This window comes from Lapillicoccus sp. (genome assembly GCF_036559105.1).
GTDB lineage: Bacteria > Actinomycetota > Actinomycetes > Actinomycetales > Dermatophilaceae > Lapillicoccus.
The window spans coordinates 1-16,373 of the sequence record NZ_DATBTV010000073.1 but is presented as its reverse complement, the minus strand read 5'-3'; the positions used below and the strand labels follow the sequence as shown (position 1 = coordinate 16,373).

Annotated in this window: 12 protein-coding genes and 1 pseudogene; 9 read left to right on the top strand and 4 right to left on the bottom strand. The window is 73.1% G+C overall.

The genetic code is table 11. The annotated features are described in order from the left end of the window. Positions 1-92: 92 nt before the first annotated feature. The 4 genes from VIG79_RS09535 to VIG79_RS09520 all read right to left on the bottom strand — a co-directional run bounded on the left by VIG79_RS09535 (position 93) and on the right by VIG79_RS09520 (position 5,532). Positions 93-1,679, bottom strand: coding sequence for a serine/threonine-protein kinase (locus VIG79_RS09535; protein ID WP_331884958.1), 1,587 nt, complete (start codon positions 1,677-1,679; stop codon positions 93-95). Continuing rightward, the gene (locus tag VIG79_RS09530) at positions 1,676-3,202 is read right to left on the bottom strand and encodes an FHA domain-containing protein (protein WP_331884956.1); all 1,527 of its coding nucleotides are present in this window, start codon (positions 3,200-3,202) and stop codon (positions 1,676-1,678) included. The genes VIG79_RS09535 and VIG79_RS09530 overlap by 4 nt, the downstream gene beginning before the upstream one ends. Continuing rightward, the gene (locus tag VIG79_RS09525) at positions 3,199-3,999 is read right to left on the bottom strand and encodes a PP2C family serine/threonine-protein phosphatase (RefSeq protein ID WP_331884954.1); all 801 of its coding nucleotides are present in this window, start codon (positions 3,997-3,999) and stop codon (positions 3,199-3,201) included. The genes VIG79_RS09530 and VIG79_RS09525 overlap by 4 nt, the downstream gene beginning before the upstream one ends. A gap of 66 nt (positions 4,000-4,065) precedes the next feature. Further along, positions 4,066-5,532 carry a CCA tRNA nucleotidyltransferase gene (locus VIG79_RS09520; RefSeq protein ID WP_331884952.1) on the bottom strand — a complete coding sequence of 489 codons (1,467 nt, stop codon included), beginning with the start codon at positions 5,530-5,532 and terminating at the stop codon, positions 4,066-4,068. Between the two features lie 71 nt (positions 5,533-5,603). Here VIG79_RS09520 and VIG79_RS09515 point away from each other — a divergent pair, with 71 nt between their 5' ends. The 9 genes and pseudogenes from VIG79_RS09515 to VIG79_RS19930 form a co-directional block, all read left to right on the top strand. Then, positions 5,604-6,107 carry an NUDIX hydrolase gene (locus tag VIG79_RS09515; protein ID WP_331884950.1) on the top strand — a complete coding sequence of 168 codons (504 nt, stop codon included), beginning with the start codon at positions 5,604-5,606 and terminating at the stop codon, positions 6,105-6,107. Continuing rightward, positions 6,104-8,308 carry a DUF6049 family protein gene (locus VIG79_RS09510; protein WP_331884948.1) on the top strand — a complete coding sequence of 735 codons (2,205 nt, stop codon included), beginning with the start codon at positions 6,104-6,106 and terminating at the stop codon, positions 8,306-8,308. The genes VIG79_RS09515 and VIG79_RS09510 overlap by 4 nt, the downstream gene beginning before the upstream one ends. Positions 8,309-8,371: 63 nt before the next feature. Then, positions 8,372-10,555, top strand: coding sequence for a hypothetical protein (locus tag VIG79_RS09505; RefSeq protein WP_331884946.1), 2,184 nt, complete (start codon positions 8,372-8,374; stop codon positions 10,553-10,555). After that, entirely contained in the window at positions 10,552-11,268 is a 717-nt protein-coding gene (sigM, locus tag VIG79_RS09500) for an RNA polymerase sigma factor SigM (RefSeq protein WP_331884944.1), read from the top strand. Before VIG79_RS09505 ends, sigM begins: the two co-directional genes overlap by 4 nt. 78 nt (positions 11,269-11,346) lie before the next feature. Further along, positions 11,347-12,195: a hypothetical protein gene (locus VIG79_RS09495; RefSeq protein ID WP_331884942.1), complete on the top strand. Its 849-nt coding sequence runs from the start codon at positions 11,347-11,349 to the stop codon at positions 12,193-12,195. A 160-nt stretch (positions 12,196-12,355) separates the two neighbouring features. Further along, the gene (trxB, locus tag VIG79_RS09490) at positions 12,356-13,399 is read left to right on the top strand and encodes a thioredoxin-disulfide reductase (protein ID WP_331884940.1); all 1,044 of its coding nucleotides are present in this window, start codon (positions 12,356-12,358) and stop codon (positions 13,397-13,399) included. Positions 13,400-13,441: 42 nt separating this feature from the next. Next, on the top strand, positions 13,442-13,771 hold the full coding sequence (trxA, locus tag VIG79_RS09485; protein ID WP_331884938.1) for a thioredoxin: 330 nt from the start codon (positions 13,442-13,444) through the stop codon (positions 13,769-13,771). A gap of 177 nt (positions 13,772-13,948) precedes the next feature. After that, positions 13,949-15,166 carry an N-acetylmuramoyl-L-alanine amidase gene (locus VIG79_RS09480; RefSeq protein WP_331884936.1) on the top strand — a complete coding sequence of 406 codons (1,218 nt, stop codon included), beginning with the start codon at positions 13,949-13,951 and terminating at the stop codon, positions 15,164-15,166. Between the two features lie 166 nt (positions 15,167-15,332). Then, positions 15,333-16,373, top strand: a pseudogene (locus VIG79_RS19930) (IS110 family transposase); the annotation flags it as partial.

Below are 16,373 nucleotides of genomic sequence, written 5' to 3'. Positions count from 1 at the left end.
GCGCTGAACCCGGACAAGGGTGACCGCCACGGACCGTTCGACGCAACTTTGTGTCCAGATCGTTCCCTGAAAGCCGCGCGAACTGTGACCGGTCAGCGGGCGGTGCCGCACACGGCGGGGGACGCCGGTGAGATCTGGCCGGCGCGCACGACGGTGGCGATGAGGCAGACCGCGGAGCCGCTGGTGGCCTTGACCGAGTAGGTGGCCTTCGGCAGCGTCACCGGGTCGGCGATCTGAGCGTCGTCGGGCGTCGGTCCCACGTGGACGCGGTAGGTGTCCGTGGACTTCGGGGCGGAGTAGCTCCAGCTGAACTCGACGGCGCCGACCTTGGGGCTCGCCACGACCACCGGCGCCGTGAAGACACCGTCCCCAATGGCGGAGTCGGTGGTCTGGCTCTGGGTGGCCACCGCCGTCTTGGTCGGGGTGGGCGTGGGGGTGGGCTCGTCGCGGGAACGGGTCAGCAGGACGGCGATGACGGCGAGGCACAGGCCGACCGCGACGAGGGCCATCATCAGCGGTCGGCGGTTGGTCGGCGACGGCTGACCTTGACGGGCGACGGAGGTCCGCTCGTCGAGCTCGGATCCCGGTGCGGGGGCGAAGGCGCCCGAGGAGGCGACGTGGCCGGCGGAGGCCGAGCCGGCGGAGGCAGCGCCGGCGACCCGCATACCCCGCTGCTGCTGGGCGTCGACCTGCTGCACGCTCTTGACCCGTGTCGCGTCGGCCCCGTCGGAGGTCGGCAGCGCCGCCTGGGCCCCGCCGCGGTCGTCGAGGACGACGATCTGGGTGCGCGCGAGGTGCAGCTCCTGCTCGACGCCCTGGAGCAGGCGGGCCAGCTCGAGGGCGCTACCCGGGCGCAGCGTGGGGTCCTTGGCCATCGACTGCGCGAGGATCCGCTCGAGGCTGGGCGGGACGTCCGGCCGGCCGATCGGCGGAACCGGCTGCGTGCGGATCCGGGGCATCAACGCATACGCCGAGTTGTCGCCGCCGGGGACCTCGAACGGGGAACGTCCGACGAGCAGCTGCCAGAGCGTGGCCGCGAGCGAGTAGACGTCGCCGCGTTCGGCGAGGCCAGGGGTGCCCGCGTTCTGGACGTAGAGGACCTCCGGGGGCGCCCAGGGGACCGAGACACCCACCTCGGCCGACTCCTCGGCATCGCCGCTGGGCGGGCGCGAGAGGTGGGACGTGTCAGCGCCGCGGCCGGCGATGCCGAAGTCGGTGAGGCCCGGCGCGCCGTAGCTGCTGACGAGGACGTTGGCCGGCTTGATGTCGCGGTGGACGATGCCGGCCTGGTGGGCGGTCTCGACGGCGCTGGCCAGCTGGATGCCGGTGCGTAGGACCTCGTCGACGGTGAGCGGCTTGAGGCGGGCTCGGCGCGCGAGGTTCGGCGGTGGGTAGTACTTCATGACGAGGTACGGGCGGCCGTCGGCCGAGGTGCCGCCGCGGAAGATCTGGACGATGTAGGGGTGGTCGCCGAGCGCGGCCATGGTGTCCGCCTCCTCAGCGAACTGGCGTCGGAGGGCGTCGGTGAGGCCTTCCGACCGGAGGACCTTGACGGCGACCGGCATCCGCGGCGACTGCTGCTCGTAGAGGTAGACGTCGGCGTAGCCGCCGGACCCGAGCGGCTGCACGTAGACCAGGCCGGGCAGCTGGGGTGCGCCCGTGGTCTGGAGACGGCTCACGGCTGGGCCTCGGCCGGGACCTCGTACGTGAAGCTCACCTCGCCGGCCAGGGACACGACGGTTCCGGGGTCGAGGACCATCGGGTCGCCAGCTCTTAGTCGGGTCGTGGTGCCCCGCGGCGGCGTCACGGTCGTGCCGTTGGTGGTGTCGAGGTCGCGCAGGATCACCTGCCAGCCCTCGACGACGACCTGGACGTGGTTGCGGGAGAGGTCGCGCTGCGGGCTGGCGATCCGGACCACGTGCGGCTGAAGCTCCGGCGGCAGGCCGGGCGGAGCCTGCGGGGCGCGGCCCATGATGACGCCGCGGTCGAGGCTGACGACGTCGCCGGTCGAGAGGCGCAGCACGCCGAGCGGCGGACGCGGGGTCTCGTACGCCTGTTGCTCGGGTACCTCGCGGCCGCAGATCCGGCACAGCGCGCTGGTGGGTGGGTTCGGGTGGCCGCGCAGACAGAGGACCGCCAGCACGGTCGGGCCGGTGGGGACGCCGGGGCGCCCAGGGTTGGCGGGGTTGGCGGCGGCGAGCAGGGCGGCGCGGTCGACGGTCCGGTCCGGGTCGGACGGGTCGCGGTCGGGGTGAGGTTCTGCGCTGGGCTCGGGGGTGGGCTCCGGTGGGGGTTCGACTACCAGTGATTCGGTACGCGAGGTGGTCGGTTCGGGGGCCGGTGCCGGGTCGGTGGGACGGCGCCACGGAACGGCGGCGATGAGGTCGGTACCGCCCTCGGGTGGCGGTTCGACGACCGGTGCCCGGTTCGGCGGGCGCAGCAGCTCGGGCTCGGGTTCCGGGTCGGGTTCCGGTTCCAGCTCCGGCTCGGGTTCCGGCTGGGGATCGGGTTCCGGCTGGGGATCGGGTTCCAGCTCCGGCTCGGGTTCCGGCTGGGGATCGGGGTCCGGTTCGGGCTCGGGTCCCGGCTCGGGATCGGGTTCCGGCGACAACTCATCACGCGCGGACCCATCCAGGCTGGTGTCCGGTATGGGGGGAGATTCGGCATCAGGTGACGAGTTGTGGGCGACAGGCGTGGGAACTGGTCTAGACGCCGGCTCGGGAAGCGGGGCGGGGTCGGGTGCTGGCTCGGATGGCGGAGGGTTGTGGCCGTGATCAGGGCCAGAACCCTCCGACGTGGGAGGGTCGGCGTTGGACAGCCAGGGCGCGACCCAGGTCGGGGAGACGCGCAGGGCAACGGTGTCGACGTCCTCGTCGGCCACGAGGTCGGACCAGACCCGGGTGTGGTGCGCGCGGACCTCCAGCGTTCCCCGCGCCGACGTCAGGACGGCGTACCCGTCCGCATGGGTCACCACCCGAGGCCGGGACGCCCCGGCGACCGCCACGAACGCCGGCGTCCGACGCATACCCTCCGAGGCGAGCGCGTCGAGGACGTCGTCGAGGTCACCGGAGTCAGCGGCCGCCGACGCTGCGGCATACCGCTGATCCGCCGGTGTCAGCGCCACCAGGACGTGCAGCAGCGGGCCGCTGAGGTGGGACCACCCGGTGGGTGGCCGCTGGACGTCGATGGTCGCCCCGGTCACGACGACCTCTCGGACGAACCGTTCCGCGGCGCGGTCTCCTCGTCGGCCTCCGGCGGGGCGGCCCCGTCGGGAGACCCGATGACCACGACCACGGTCACGTTGTCGCGGCCGCCGGCCTCGACGGCCGCCGCCACCAAGGCGTCGGCGATCACCTGCGGGTCGTCGCCGTCGAGCAGGATCCGGGCGATCGCCCCGTCGCGCAGCTCGTTGGTCAGCCCGTCCGTGCAGAGGAGGAACCGCTCCCCCGCGTGCGGCGGGAACACCCACGAGTCCACCGGCTCCATACGGTCGCGGCCCAGGCATCGGGTCACGATGTTGCGGGCCGGGTGGACCAGTGCCTCCTGCGGCGTCAGCAGCCCGAGAGACACCAGCTCGGCGACCTCCGAGTGGTCCGTGCTGACCTGGGTGAGCCGCCCGTCGACGACCCGGTAGACCCGCGAGTCACCGATGTTGACCACCGCCCAGTGCGGGGAACCACCCACCATCACCCGCGCCAGCCCGGCCAGCGTCGTGGCCATACCGGTCTGCTCGGGGTTCTGGGCGGCCGATCGCAGGATCGCGCGGTTGGCCTCCTGGACCGCGTCGAGCACGTCCTTGGGGCGCAGGTCCTCAGCGTCCCCGAGAGCCCGCAGGGCCTCCACGGCCAGGCCGCTCGCGACCTCACCGGCCGCGTGCCCGCCCATCCCGTCGGCGACGGCGACGAGGTCCGACGTGATCAGCCCGGCGTCCTCGTTGTGCGCACGAACCCGGCCGACGTCCGTGGCCAGGGCAGCGATGACCCCGCCCATGGTTTCCATCGGTGCCCCTCCTCCTCGGTCCCGTGGCGTGCGGCCAGTATGCCGCGTGCCCGGTCGCCGGCCACCTCAGCCGTTGCGCTCGGCCCACCAGGCCAGCAACCGCTCCCGCGCCGCGTCCGGGCCGATGATCCCCTCGTCGAGCCGCACGCCCAGCAGGAACGTGTAGGCGTCCCCGATCACCCGCCCGGGCGGCACGCCGAGGATCTCGCCGATCTCGTTGCCGTCCAGCTCGGGACGGATTGCCGCCAGCTCCTCGGCGGCCTTGAGCGTCTCGATCCGGGCCTCGAGGTCGTCGTAGGTCCGCGCCAGCCACTGGGCCTTGCGGGCGTTCCGGGTCGTCGAGTCGGACCGGGTCAACAGGTGCAGCCGCGGCAGCAGCGGTCCTGCGTCGGTGATGTAGCGCCGGACCGCCGAGTCGGTCCACTCCCCCGTGCCGTACCCGTGGAACCGCAGGTGCAGCTCGACCAGCTTCGCGACCGCCGCGATCGTCTCCTTGTCGTACCGCAGCGCCTTGAGCCGCTTGGCGACCAGCTTCGCGCCGACCACCTCGTGGTGGTGGAACGAGACACCCCCGGCCGGCTCGAACCGCCGGGTGGCCGGCTTGCCCACGTCGTGCAGCAGCGCCGCGAGCCGCAGCACCAGGTCGGGACCCTCCACCGTCTCCGGCGCCGACACGCCCGCCACCGAACGCGGCCCTTCGAGCCGGATCGCCTGCTCCAGCACGGTCAACGAGTGCTGGTAGACGTCCTTGTGGTGGTGGTGCTCGTCCACCTCGAGCTGCAGCGCGGGCAGCTCCGGCAGGAACACCTCGGCCAGCCCGGTGTCGACGAGCAGGGTCAGCCCCACGCGCGGCGAGTCCGACATCAGCAGCTTGGTCAGCTCCTCCCGGATTCGCTCCGCCGAGACCATCGACAGCGACTCCGCCGACGCCGTCATGGCGGCCTGCACGTCCGGGGCCACCGTGAAGCCGAGCTGCGAGGCGAACCGGGCGGCGCGGAGCATACGAAGGGGGTCGTCTGCGAACGACTCCTCGGGCGCCGACGGTGTCCGCAGGACGCGGGCCGCGAGGTCGGCCAGACCGCCGTGCTCGTCGACGAACGCCAGCGACGGGAACCGGACGGCCATGGCGTTGACCGTGAAGTCACGCCGGACCAGGTCGTCGCTCAGCGTGGTCCCGAACGTGACCGACGGCTTGCGGGACGTGCGGTCGTAGACGTCGGAGCGGTAGGTGGTCACCTCGATGACGTACGCGCCCTTGCGCAGCCCGATCGTCCCGAACGCCCTGCCGATCTCCCAGTGCGCGTCCGCCCAGCCGAGGATCACCGCGAGCGTCTCGTCCGGGGTGGCGTCCGTGGTGAAGTCGAGGTCCGGCGAGGTCCGGCCGATGAACGCGTCGCGCACGGGACCGCCGACCAGCGCCAGCTCGTGGCCCGCCTCGGCGAACCGCCGGCCGAGCTCCTGACCGACCGGGATCACCGGAGCCAGCCGGGCCACGGCGGCACGCAGGAGGTCGGGCAGCTCGGTCGGTGACACGGTGCGTCAGCGTAGACGTAGCAGCGACGAACCTGAGCCGGGACATTTCCCCCGCTGGTTAGAGTGGACAGATGAGCGCCACGACCTCGAGCACCCCGGGGAGGTACGGCGGCGCTCTGCGCGGACGCCGGCTCCCCGCGGTCGAGGAGCGCTCGGCGGGTGGGGTCGTCATCGACGTCCACGAGGGCGCCGCGCGCACGGCGGTCATCGCCCGCCGCAACCGCGCCGGCCGCGTCGAGTGGTGCCTGCCGAAGGGCCACATCGAGGCCGGGGAGACACTCACCCAGACCGCGGAGCGCGAGGTGGCCGAGGAGACCGGGATCACCGGTCGGGTCCTCGCCGAGCTCGGGACCATCGACTACTGGTTCGCGACCTCCGACCGGCGGGTGCACAAGTTCGTGCACCACTACCTCCTCGAGGCCCTCGGTGGCGAGCTGACGATCGACAACGACCCGGACCACGAGGCGATCGAGGTCGCGTGGTTCCCGCTGCAGGAGGTGCACCACCACCTCACCTTCCCCAACGAACGGCGGATCGCACAGGTCGCCTGGGAGCGGCTGGCAGGCACCGCGTGACCCCACGGCGGGGCCGCGTCCTCGCAGTGCTCCTCCTCGCCGTGGTGCTCGGGCCGCTGGCCCCGGCGGCGCATGCGTCGAGTCCCGAGCCGGCGGCGACCGTCGTCCCTGCCGCCGCCACCGACACGTCGACCCTCGCCCTCGGGGCCATCACGCCTCCCGTCGCCGGTCCCGGCGTGACGGTGACCGTGACCGGCTCCGTCGTCGCGCGGACCGGCCGCCTCGCCGACCCGACCGTGCGAGTCGTCCTCGGCGCCACCAGTGTGGTCTCCCGAGCGTCGGTCGAGGCCTGGGCGGCGAGCACCACGGCCCCAGGCGGGATCGAGGTCGGCACCGTGAAGATCGGCCGCGCCGTCGACGTCGGCACGTCGGCACCGTTCACCATCACCATCGCTCCGGGACGGCTCGTGCTGAACCGGGCGTTCGGGATCATCCCCGTGGCCATCCAGGTGCGGGACACCGCGTCGTCGACGAGCGAGTACACGCATACCTTCGTCGGCTGGCAGCGCAGCAGGCAGTACGAACCGGTCCGGCTGGCCGTCGTCGCGCCGGTCACCCTGTCGCCGTCCGCCGCGCTGTTCGACACCGACGCCGCCACCCGGCTGGCGGCCTGGAAGGCCGAGCTGGATCCCGGTTCCCGGATCAACCGCGTCCTCGACGGGACCGATGTCGACGGACCGGCCGGACCGGTACCGGTCACCTGGGCTGTGGACCCCGCCGTGCTGGGCACCGACTCGGCGGCGAGCGCCGGAGGCTCGGCCGGCCCCGACCCGCTCGTGCCGGTCGTCGCCCCGCTGGTCACGCGGCTCGCGACCGCCGCGGGCCGGCATACCCTCTGGGCCCTCCCGCAGGCCGACCCCGACCTCGCCGCGACCGTCGTCACCAGCCCGGACGACCCGACCGTCGCCGCCGAGGTCAAGGCCAGCGCCGTCCTCGGCCAGGAGCTCGGTGTCGCCACCACCATGGGCATCGCGTGGCCGGTGGACGGCAGCTTCGAGGCGAACCGGGAGGCCGGGCTGCGGCGGGCCTACGAGAGCATCGGGCTCCAGGCCGTCGTCGGGTCGTCCTCAGCCCTGCCGGTGACCAACGGGTTCACCGGTCAGGCGCCGCGACGGACGGGCTCGGGGGTCACCCTGCTGGCCTGGGACGACGTCCTCAGCCGACTGTCGACCCAGGTGACCACGCCGGCCGAGGGCGCGCTGACGACGCAGCGGCTCGTGGCGGAGACGGCCGCCCTCCTCGGCGAGAGCCCGGGGGTGTCCCGAAGCTTCCTCATGGCCGTGCCGCGCACCCTGAACCCGGACGTCGGGGCCCTGCGCCAGGTCCTCGGGACGCTGGCGCAGACGCCCTGGGTCCAGCTGGTCACCACGGCGGAGCTCCAGCAGCAGGCGGCCACCCAGGATCCGGTCGCGAGCACGTCGAAGGGCTCCTGGAACGGGTACGGCGACCCGCAGGTCGACGCTGCCCGGCTGAGCCGGATCACCGAGGAGCGACGGACCACGGGGGAGATCGCCACCATCCTCGGAGCCAACGGCCCGGCGTACCGGAACCAGCTGTGGACGATGCTCGACCAGCTGCCGTCCGTGCGGTGGCGGGCGAATCCCCCCGAGCAGGACCGGCTCGACGCCCTGGTCAGCCAGGCGTCCACTTCGGCGACGCGCGGCATCAGCGTCGCCCCGCAGACGACGAACTTCCTCGCCGACGAGGGCACCCTCCAGGTCACCGTCGTCAACGACCTCGGCGTCGAGGTCGACGGGGTCCGGCTGGTGCTCAACCCGACCAACGCCAGGCTGAGGATCGTCAGCCAGCCGGAACCGATCCAGATCGGGGCGAACAGCAAGGCGGTCGTGCCCGTCCGGGCGGAGGCGCTCGCCGCGGGCCTGGTCCCGGTCAACGCCGAGCTGACGACGGGCGACGGCACCCCCATCGGCGTTCCCGGGACGATCACGGTGCGGGCCAACCCGCCGGGCTACCTCTTCTACATCATCGGCGGGGGGATCGTCGCGCTGATCCTCGTCTTCGGCATCGTCCGCTCCCTGCGCCGCTCGAAGTCCGCCGCCCGCGCGGCATCCAGGGTGGTCCCTGCCCCCTCCGGCCCGGTCGAGGGGGCCCAGCTCGCTCCCGAGGGCGTCGGCGACTCGGCCTCGCCTGCACCGGTCGCGGACCCCGGGCCCCGTAGGATGACGGACGACCGGACCTGAGCCCGACGGGCCGCCACGCGGGTCGGTGCGGTATGCGGGTTGTCGAACGGCGGCGGGAGAGGTATGCAGGGCGTCGGACCAGGCTCGCTGCTCGGCGGGCGGTACCTCGTCCAGCGACGGGTCTCGCAGCACTCCCGCTACGAACGCTGGATCGCCGCGGACCAGACGCTGGACCGCGAGGTCGTTCTGCTGTGCTTCGACGCCGACGGCCCGGTCGCCTCCCCGGCCCTCGACGCCGCTCGCCGCGCCGCCGGCGTGGACGAGCCGCGCCTGGTGCGCGTCCTCGACGTCGGCCGTGACGACGGCACCGCGTTCGTCGTCGAGGAGTCGCTGAACGGCGCCCGGTCGGTCACGTCCGTCCTCACCGACGGCGGCCTGCCGGCCGAGGAGGCCCGCCGCATCGTCGGCGAGGCGGCCGCCGCGCTGGAGCGCGCCCGCGCCCGAGGCCTGCACCACGGGGTACTCACCCCACGGTCGGTGTTCCGGCTGGCCGACGGGTCGGTCAAGGTCCGGGGGCTCGCGACCGAGGCCGCGTTGGTCGAGGCCGACGACATCCCTCCGGACCAGGCCACCCGCGGCGACACCGTGTCGCTCGTGGCGCTCACGTATGCGTTGCTGACCAGCCGCTGGCCGCTGCCGGGCCCGGACTCGGGCCTCGAGGCAGCCCCCCGCGTGGTCGGCGGGGTTGCCGCCCCGTCGGAGATCGCCGCCGGAGTACCGCAGGACCTCGACTTCGTCGCGCGGCACACGCTGTCCGAGGACGGCGGCCCGCAGACCCCGGGCGAGCTCGTCGAGCAGATCCGCCCCTGGTCGCCCACGCCGGTCGGCGCCGGCCTCGAGGTGCGTGAGGTCCGCCGGCTCCCGGGGAGCCGCACCGAACCCCTCGAGCGTGACCGGGTGACCGGCGGGGTGGCCAAGCCTCCCTCGGCGCGCTCGGGGCGTGGCGGGTCGGCAGGGCCACGCACGTCCCGTGGCGGCGCAGCGGCGCGGGCTGCCGGTGCGGGTGCCGTCGCCGGCGCGGGTGCAGCCGGTGCAGCCGGTGCAGCCGGTGCAACCCTGGGAACCGCTGCTGGGTCAGGGGGCGCCGGCGGAGCGCGCAGCGTCCTCGGCATGAACCTCGACACGCGCAGCACGGACATCCCGCCCGCGAGCGGGGACGACACCGGCACGCTCGACGCCTACGCCGACGGTCTGCCCGACGACCCGGCGGGCTACGGGCCGTACGAGGAGGGCGACGAGGGGTACGACGACGGCACGGAGCGACCCACGCCGGGTGGTGCCGCCGCGGTCGCCGGAGCGGTGGCCGCGGGCGCCGCGGCCGGTGCGGCGGTCGCCAAGGGCTTCGGAACGGCGGTCGGCGCGGCGGGGTCGCTCGCCTCCAAAGCCACCGGGCGCGTGGGCGGGCTGGCCCGCGGCGCCGCCGACCGGGCCGCCGAGCGCTCCGCAACCCGGGCCGAGCGTCGGCAGACCGAGCAGTGGGAGGACCCGCTGTTCGCCGACGAGCACGTCCGCCTGTCCGACACCCTCGAACCCACCGACGAGCGGCTCGAGCCCGCCCTGCCCCTGTTGCCCGGAGCCGCCCAGGAGCCCCTCGACAAAAACCAGTCCCGCCTCGCGCTGGTCGTCATCGCGGCGTTCGTGCTGATCGCCGCGGTGGTGGGTGTCTGGGGGCTGCCCAAGCTCTGGCTCGGCGGCGGCACCACGGCCGCTCCACCCGTCGTCACGGCCACCGTGACCGCCACGCCGACCCCGAGCGGTGCCGCCCCCAGCCCCAGCCCCAGCGCCGCGCCGACGACGGCTCCCGCGGCCGGGCCGATCCCCATCGTCGCCGCCAGCCAGGTCTCCCAGGACGGCGGCGTCCAGGCGGTCAAGAACGGCGCCGCGGCCGTCGACGGCAACGGCGACACGCTGTGGCGCTCGACCAAGTGGTACGCGACACCCCAGTACGGCGGCTACCCGGGCCGGGTCACCGGACTCCTCCTCGACCTCGGACAGTCGACCGACGTCCACCAGGTCGCGTTCACCACGCGGGGGGCCGCGGACGTCACCGTCTACGTCGGCGACCAGACCAAGGTCGACGGGGCCACCCCGATCGGCTCGGTCTCGCAGCAGGACGGCGCCGCCACGGTGACCGTGCCGAACAACGGGGCCGTCAAGGGCCGCTACGTCATCCTCTGGTTCACCGCGCTCGGGCCGGACGGCGAAGGGCACTTCCGCGCCCAGGTCGCCGAGGCGAGTGTCCGGTGAGCGAACCCAGCACCGGCACCGCCGGTATGCCCGCCGCCACCGGTATGCCTCCTGCCCCCGGCACGCCCCCGGCCGGGGTGCGTCCGGCCGCCGGCCCGCGCACCCTCGACCCCGGTGACCGCACCGACGCCGAGCTCCTCGCTGCCCACTGCGCCGGCGACCCGGACGCGTTCGGTGAGCTGTTCCGGCGCCATCGGGACCGCATGTGGGCGGTCGCGATGCGCACGTGTGGCGACCGGGAGATCGCGGCCGAGGCGGTCCAGGACGGGTTCTTGGCGGCGTTCCGGCGGGCCGACTCGTTCCGGGGTGACGCGGCCGTGACCACGTGGCTGCACCGGATCGTCGTCAACGCCTGCCTCGACCGGCTCCGGCGGCGGCGGCCGACCAGCCCGCTGCCGGAGTACGAGTCGCTCGACTTCGCCGACCGCCGCGACGACCACGGCCGGACCGAGTCGGCGCTCGACGTCCGGGCCGGGCTCGCCCGACTTCCCGAGGGGCAGCGCCTCGCGCTGGTCCTCGTGGACATGCACGGCCTCGGCGTCGCCGAGGCGGCCCGGGTTCTCGGCGTCGCGGAGGGGACGGTCAAGTCCCGGTGCGCCCGAGGCCGGGCCGCGCTCGCCGAGCTGCTGGGCATCGCCGGCGAACGGCCCACCGGCGCCGAACGCGATCCGTCCGACCCCGGCGGGAACCGTCCGCCGTCCCCCGACGTCTGACCTCCGGCGAACCCCTGCCCGAACCACCCGCAGCACTCGGCCCGGAACCCAGACCGGACCACCCGACCCGGAGACCGCATGGATCCCCAGCACCCGACCGACCCCCGCCCCGAGACCGCCTCGGACACCGGCGCCGACGCCTACCCGCAGGTCGTCGCGTCCGAGTCCGACGTCGACATCGACGCGGCCGGCGACCCCGTGCAGTCCGCGGTGCGCACCCTGCTGCGGAACGAGCCCGACCCCGGCCCGATGCCTGCGGACCTCTCCCGGCGTATCGAGATGTCGCTCGCACAGGCCGCCGTCGGACGCGCGGGTGACGACGAGCTGTTCGACGAGCTCGGCTTCAGCGACCCCGATGCCGTCCACTCCGTCGAGGAGGCGGACGACGTCATCGTCTTCACCGGCGAGCCCGACGACGGCCACGGGGACGACAACGTCGTCACCCTGCGCCGGCGGCGCTGGCCGCTCATCGGCGCCGCGGCCGCGATCGTGGCCCTCCTGGCCATCGCCGGCGGCTTCGTGGCCCAACAGCGCAGCAGCAACAACGGCCTCGCGGCGATCCCGCCGGCGGGGAGCACGGCCGGGTCGGCCGGGTCGGTTCACGTCCAGATCAGCAACACCGCCTACACCAAGGACGGTCTCGTCACGCAGGCCCAGGCCCTGATCGCCTCCCCCGGGCCTGACGCCAGCGTCGGCGACGCCCCGTCCGCCGGCCCGCTCGTCACCCAGTCCGGCGCCGCCGCGTGCGTCGACGCGCTGGGCGCCTCGGACGCGGGAGCGGTGAGTATCGACCTGGCCACCTACGACGGGCAGCCGGCCGCCATCGTCGTCGTCCGGCGGTCCGACACGACCTCGGTGTATGCCGTCCAGCGCGACTGCGGTGACGGCGACGCCGGGGTCATCCAGGACGCCGTCCCCGTCCCGTAACCGTCCTCCGGTCGGTGCGGGAACAACACGGCCGACGCGACGGTTACCGCCCATGAATGTTCGGCGACGGCCGGTATGTTGGGGCCCTCGGGCCCCCCGGCCACAGCATCTAGCGGTCCGCTCGCTGCGAGACCAGCACGGACCACAAGGGGTTGACTTCGTGACCGACGTGCGCAACGTCATCATCATCGGCTCGGGACCGGCCGGCTACACCGCCGCCGTCTACGCCGCTCGCGCGAACCTGAACCCGCTGCTCATCGAGGGCAGCGTCACCGCCGGCGGTGCGCTGATGAACACCACCGAGGTCGAGAACTTCCCCGGGTTCCGCGACGGGATCATGGGCCCGGCCCTCATGGAGGACATGCGCGCCCAGGCGGAGCGGTTCGGCACCGAGATCATCACCGACGATGTAACCGCCGTCGAGCTGCACGGCGAGGTCAAGTCGGTGACCACCGGCGAGGGCCACACCTACCAGGCCCACGCGGTCATCCTCGCGATGGGCTCGGCCTACCGCGAGCTCGGCCTGCCCGACGAGAAGCGGCTCTCCGGCCGCGGCGTCTCGTGGTGTGCCACCTGTGACGGCTTCTTCTTCCGCGACCAGGACATCGCCGTCGTTGGCGGTGGCGACTCCGCGATCGAGGAGGCGACCTTCCTCACCAAGTTCGCCCGCTCGGTGACGATCGTCCACCGCCGGGAGTCGCTGCGGGCCAGCAAGATCATGGCGGAGCGGGCCTTCTCGAACCCCACAATCTCGTTCGCCTGGAACTCGAAGGTCACCGCGATCCACGGCGACGAGCGCGTCACCGGGATCACCTTGAGCGACACGCATACTGGCAGGGAGCGCGAGCTGCCGGTCACCGGCCTGTTCGTCGCGATCGGGCACGACCCCCGCAACGAGCTGGTCAGCGACCTTGTCGACCTCGACCCCGCCGGCTACGTCGTCACCGGCGTCGACGGCACGCACCGATCCACCGCCACCCGCATACCCGGCGTGTTCGCCTGCGGCGACCTCGTCGACCACACCTACCGGCAGGCCGTGACCGCTGCCGGGTCCGGCTGCGCCGCGGCGCTCGACGCCGAGCACTACCTCGCGTCGCTCGAGGACCTCGAGCACGCCGTTGCGGCGGCGGCCCAGGACGAGGCGATGGACGAGCCGTCGTCCGACCTCGACCCGAGCCTGTCTCCCGCCACCGCTAGCCTCTGAACCCAGACAACACCGAGAAGTTCGTACCCAGAAGGGACCCCCATGGGAGCCACCAAGGTCACCACTGACGCCACGTTCGAGCAGGACGTCCTGAAGAACGCGAAGCCGGTGATCGTCGACTTCTGGGCCACGTGGTGCGGTCCGTGCCGCGCGGTCGCCCCCATCCTCGAGGAGATCGCCGCCACCTACGGCGACCAGGTCGACGTGGTCAAGCTCGACACCGACGCCAACCCCGCGGTGACCAGCCGTTACGGCGTCGTCAGCATCCCCACGATGAACGTCTACGTCAACGGCGAGGTCGTCAAGACCCTCGTCGGCGCGATGCCGAAGCCGCGCCTGCTGCGCGAGCTCGAGGACTACATCGCCAGCTGACGGTCATCCGTCAGATCGGGTGACGGCTCGCCGACGCGTGCTGCGGGTTCCCTGAGTCCCGTATGCGTCGGCGCGCCCTTGGCCCCTCCGTCGGCTATCGTTCGCACAGTTTCACTCCGCCCGCAGCCTGCCTCGAGCAGCCCGCCCGTCTCCCGAGAGCTCCGTGAGGGGAGGGACGTGACCGAACCGCGTACCGGCCTTCAAGCCCGTCTCGGCTACCGCGGACCCGTCGTCCGCCACCTCCGGGACAGCCTCACCGCTGCGGGCGCGCTGCATCCTGCCGTCACGAACGGGGCGGGCAGCGGGGCAGTCAACGGTGCAGTCAACGGTGCAGTCAACGGGAACACCGAGGTCTTCGACGAGGAGCTCGACGCCGCCGTCCGCTCGTTCCAGCAGGAACGCGGCCTGCTCGTCGACGGCATCGTCGGACCCTGGACCTACGCCGCGCTCGACGCGGCCAAGTGGCAGCTCGGCGACCGGCTGCTACGGCACTCCCCCGGCCACCTGGTCCGTGGCGACGACGTCACCGAGCTGCAGGAACGACTGCTCGGCCTCGGCTTCCACCCGGGCCGGGTCGACGGGCTCTTCGGTCCCGACACCGAAGCGGCCGTGCGCGGCTTCCAACGCGGCGTCGGCCTGGACGCCGACGGTGAGGTCGGGCCCGCCACGCTCCGGGCGTTCACCGACCTGCGCCGTAGCGTCGCCGGCGGGTCGTCGCTGTCGCTGCGCGAGCGCGAGCACGTCCGCCGCTCCGGGCACAGCCTGGGCGGCCGGACCATCGTCCTGGACCCTGGTCACGGCGGCGACGACACCGGCGCCGTCGCCCACGGGATCGTCGAGGCGGAGATCGTCCACGACCTCGCCGGCCGGATCGAGGGCCGGCTCAGTGCCCACGGGGCCAACGTCGTCTACACGCGGACCCGGTTCACCAGCGCCGGGGACGACGAGGCGCGCGCCAGCTTCGCCAACGACTGCGGCGCCGACATCGTCCTCTCGCTGCACTGCGACACCGCCGACCAGCAGGACGCCAGCGGCGTCGCCACGTTCTTCTTCGGGCAGAAGCGGTTCGGGGCCTGGTCCGCCGTCGGCGAGCAGCTCGCCGACCTCATCCAGCGCGAGACCGTCGCCCGCACCGGCCTGACCGACTGTCGGAGCCACGCCCGCTCCTGGAAGCTGCTCCAGGCGACCCGGATGCCGGCCGTGCGCATCGAGGCCGGCTACGTGAGCAACCCCGACGACGCCGAGCGGTTGCAAGACGCTGCGTTCCGCGACGACATCGCCGAGGGCATCGTCGTCGCGCTGCAGCGGCTCTACCTCGGCGAGCAGGACAACAGCGCCACCGGCGTCCTACACCTCGGCGACCTCCGCAAGGTGCTGGAGGAGCTCGCCGGCTGAAAGCACCCCGGAACTTTCTCCTCACAGACTTGGTCGCCCCGCCGATATCACCGCTAGACGGTATGGGGTGGCCGAGGGGTTGCGGCCGCGGCCTCACTCACACACGTTCGTGGATTACCAGTAGGGGCTGCCGGCTCGGCCTATCCGACAGTTGTGGGAGGCCCCGGTGTTTACCGAGCGTACGAGCGTGGGGCTCGATGTGCACGCACGATCAGTCGCAGCAGCAGCGATCGATGGCGTCACGGGTGAGCTGTTTCAGGCACGATTGACCCCTTCACATGAACACATCCAGTCCTGGTTGGCTGATCTGCCTGGGCCAGTGGCGGTTGCCTAGGAGGCCGGTCCCATGGGCTTTGGCCTGGCGCAGGCGTTGGACGCGGCAGGGATTCGGTGTGTGGTTGCGGCCCCGTCGACATTGCGACGCCCGGCGGGTGACCGCGTGAAGACCGACGCCAAGGACGCGGTCCGTCTGGCTCGGCTGCTGCGACCCCCACGTCCGAGGCGGCCCGGGACCTGGTCCGGGCGCGGGAGGACTGTCGCGGGGACCTGATGCGAGCCCGGCACCGGCGGTCGAAGCTGCTGTTGCGCCGAGGCATCGTGTACTCCGGCGGTCAGGCGTGGGCTGGCGCGCACGACGCCTGGCTGCGCCGCCAACACCTCGACGCGCCGGCCACTCGGCTGGCGTTCGAGTCTGACGACGACGCAGTGCTGACGGTCACAGCGCGCCGGGACCGTCTCGATGCGGCCATCGCGGTGATAGCTGCGGACAGCGAGTTCACTGCGGTGGTCCGCCGCCTGGGTGCCTGCGCGGCGTGTCCACGTTGACCGCGTTCGCCCTCGCGGTCGAGATCGGCGACTGGCACCGATTCACCGGTAAAAGCATCGGCTCGTTCGTCGGGCTGGTACCCAGCGAGTACTCTTCGGGCGCGTCCCGGGTGCAGGGGTCGGTCACCAAGACTGGAAACGGCCACGCCCGAAGGCTGCTCGTCGAGGCCGCCTGGCACCACCGCGCCCGCTGCGTCGCCGGGAAGACGATGCGCGACCGGTGGGAGCTGGCCCCAGCCGCGGCACGGACACGCGGCGACGAGGGTAACCGCCGGCTGCATCACCGCTGGGTCGTGTTCATCGAGCGGCGCAAACGGCACACGGTCGCCAACGTCGCGATCGCCCGCGAGCTGGCTGGCTGGTGCTGGTCGTTGGCCGTCAT

What these genes read in the sequence shown, in the direction of transcription:
- VIG79_RS09525 (WP_331884954.1), bottom strand. Translation starts at nt 3,999, where the DNA reads ATGGAAACCATGGGCGGGGTCATCGCTGCCCTGGCCACGGACGTCGGC.
- VIG79_RS09515 (WP_331884950.1), top strand. Translation starts at nt 5,604, where the DNA reads ATGAGCGCCACGACCTCGAGCACCCCGGGGAGGTACGGCGGCGCTCTG.
- VIG79_RS09505 (WP_331884946.1), top strand. Translation starts at nt 8,372, where the DNA reads ATGCAGGGCGTCGGACCAGGCTCGCTGCTCGGCGGGCGGTACCTCGTC.
- VIG79_RS09495 (WP_331884942.1), top strand. Translation starts at nt 11,347, where the DNA reads ATGGATCCCCAGCACCCGACCGACCCCCGCCCCGAGACCGCCTCGGAC.
- trxA (WP_331884938.1), top strand. Translation starts at nt 13,442, where the DNA reads ATGGGAGCCACCAAGGTCACCACTGACGCCACGTTCGAGCAGGACGTC.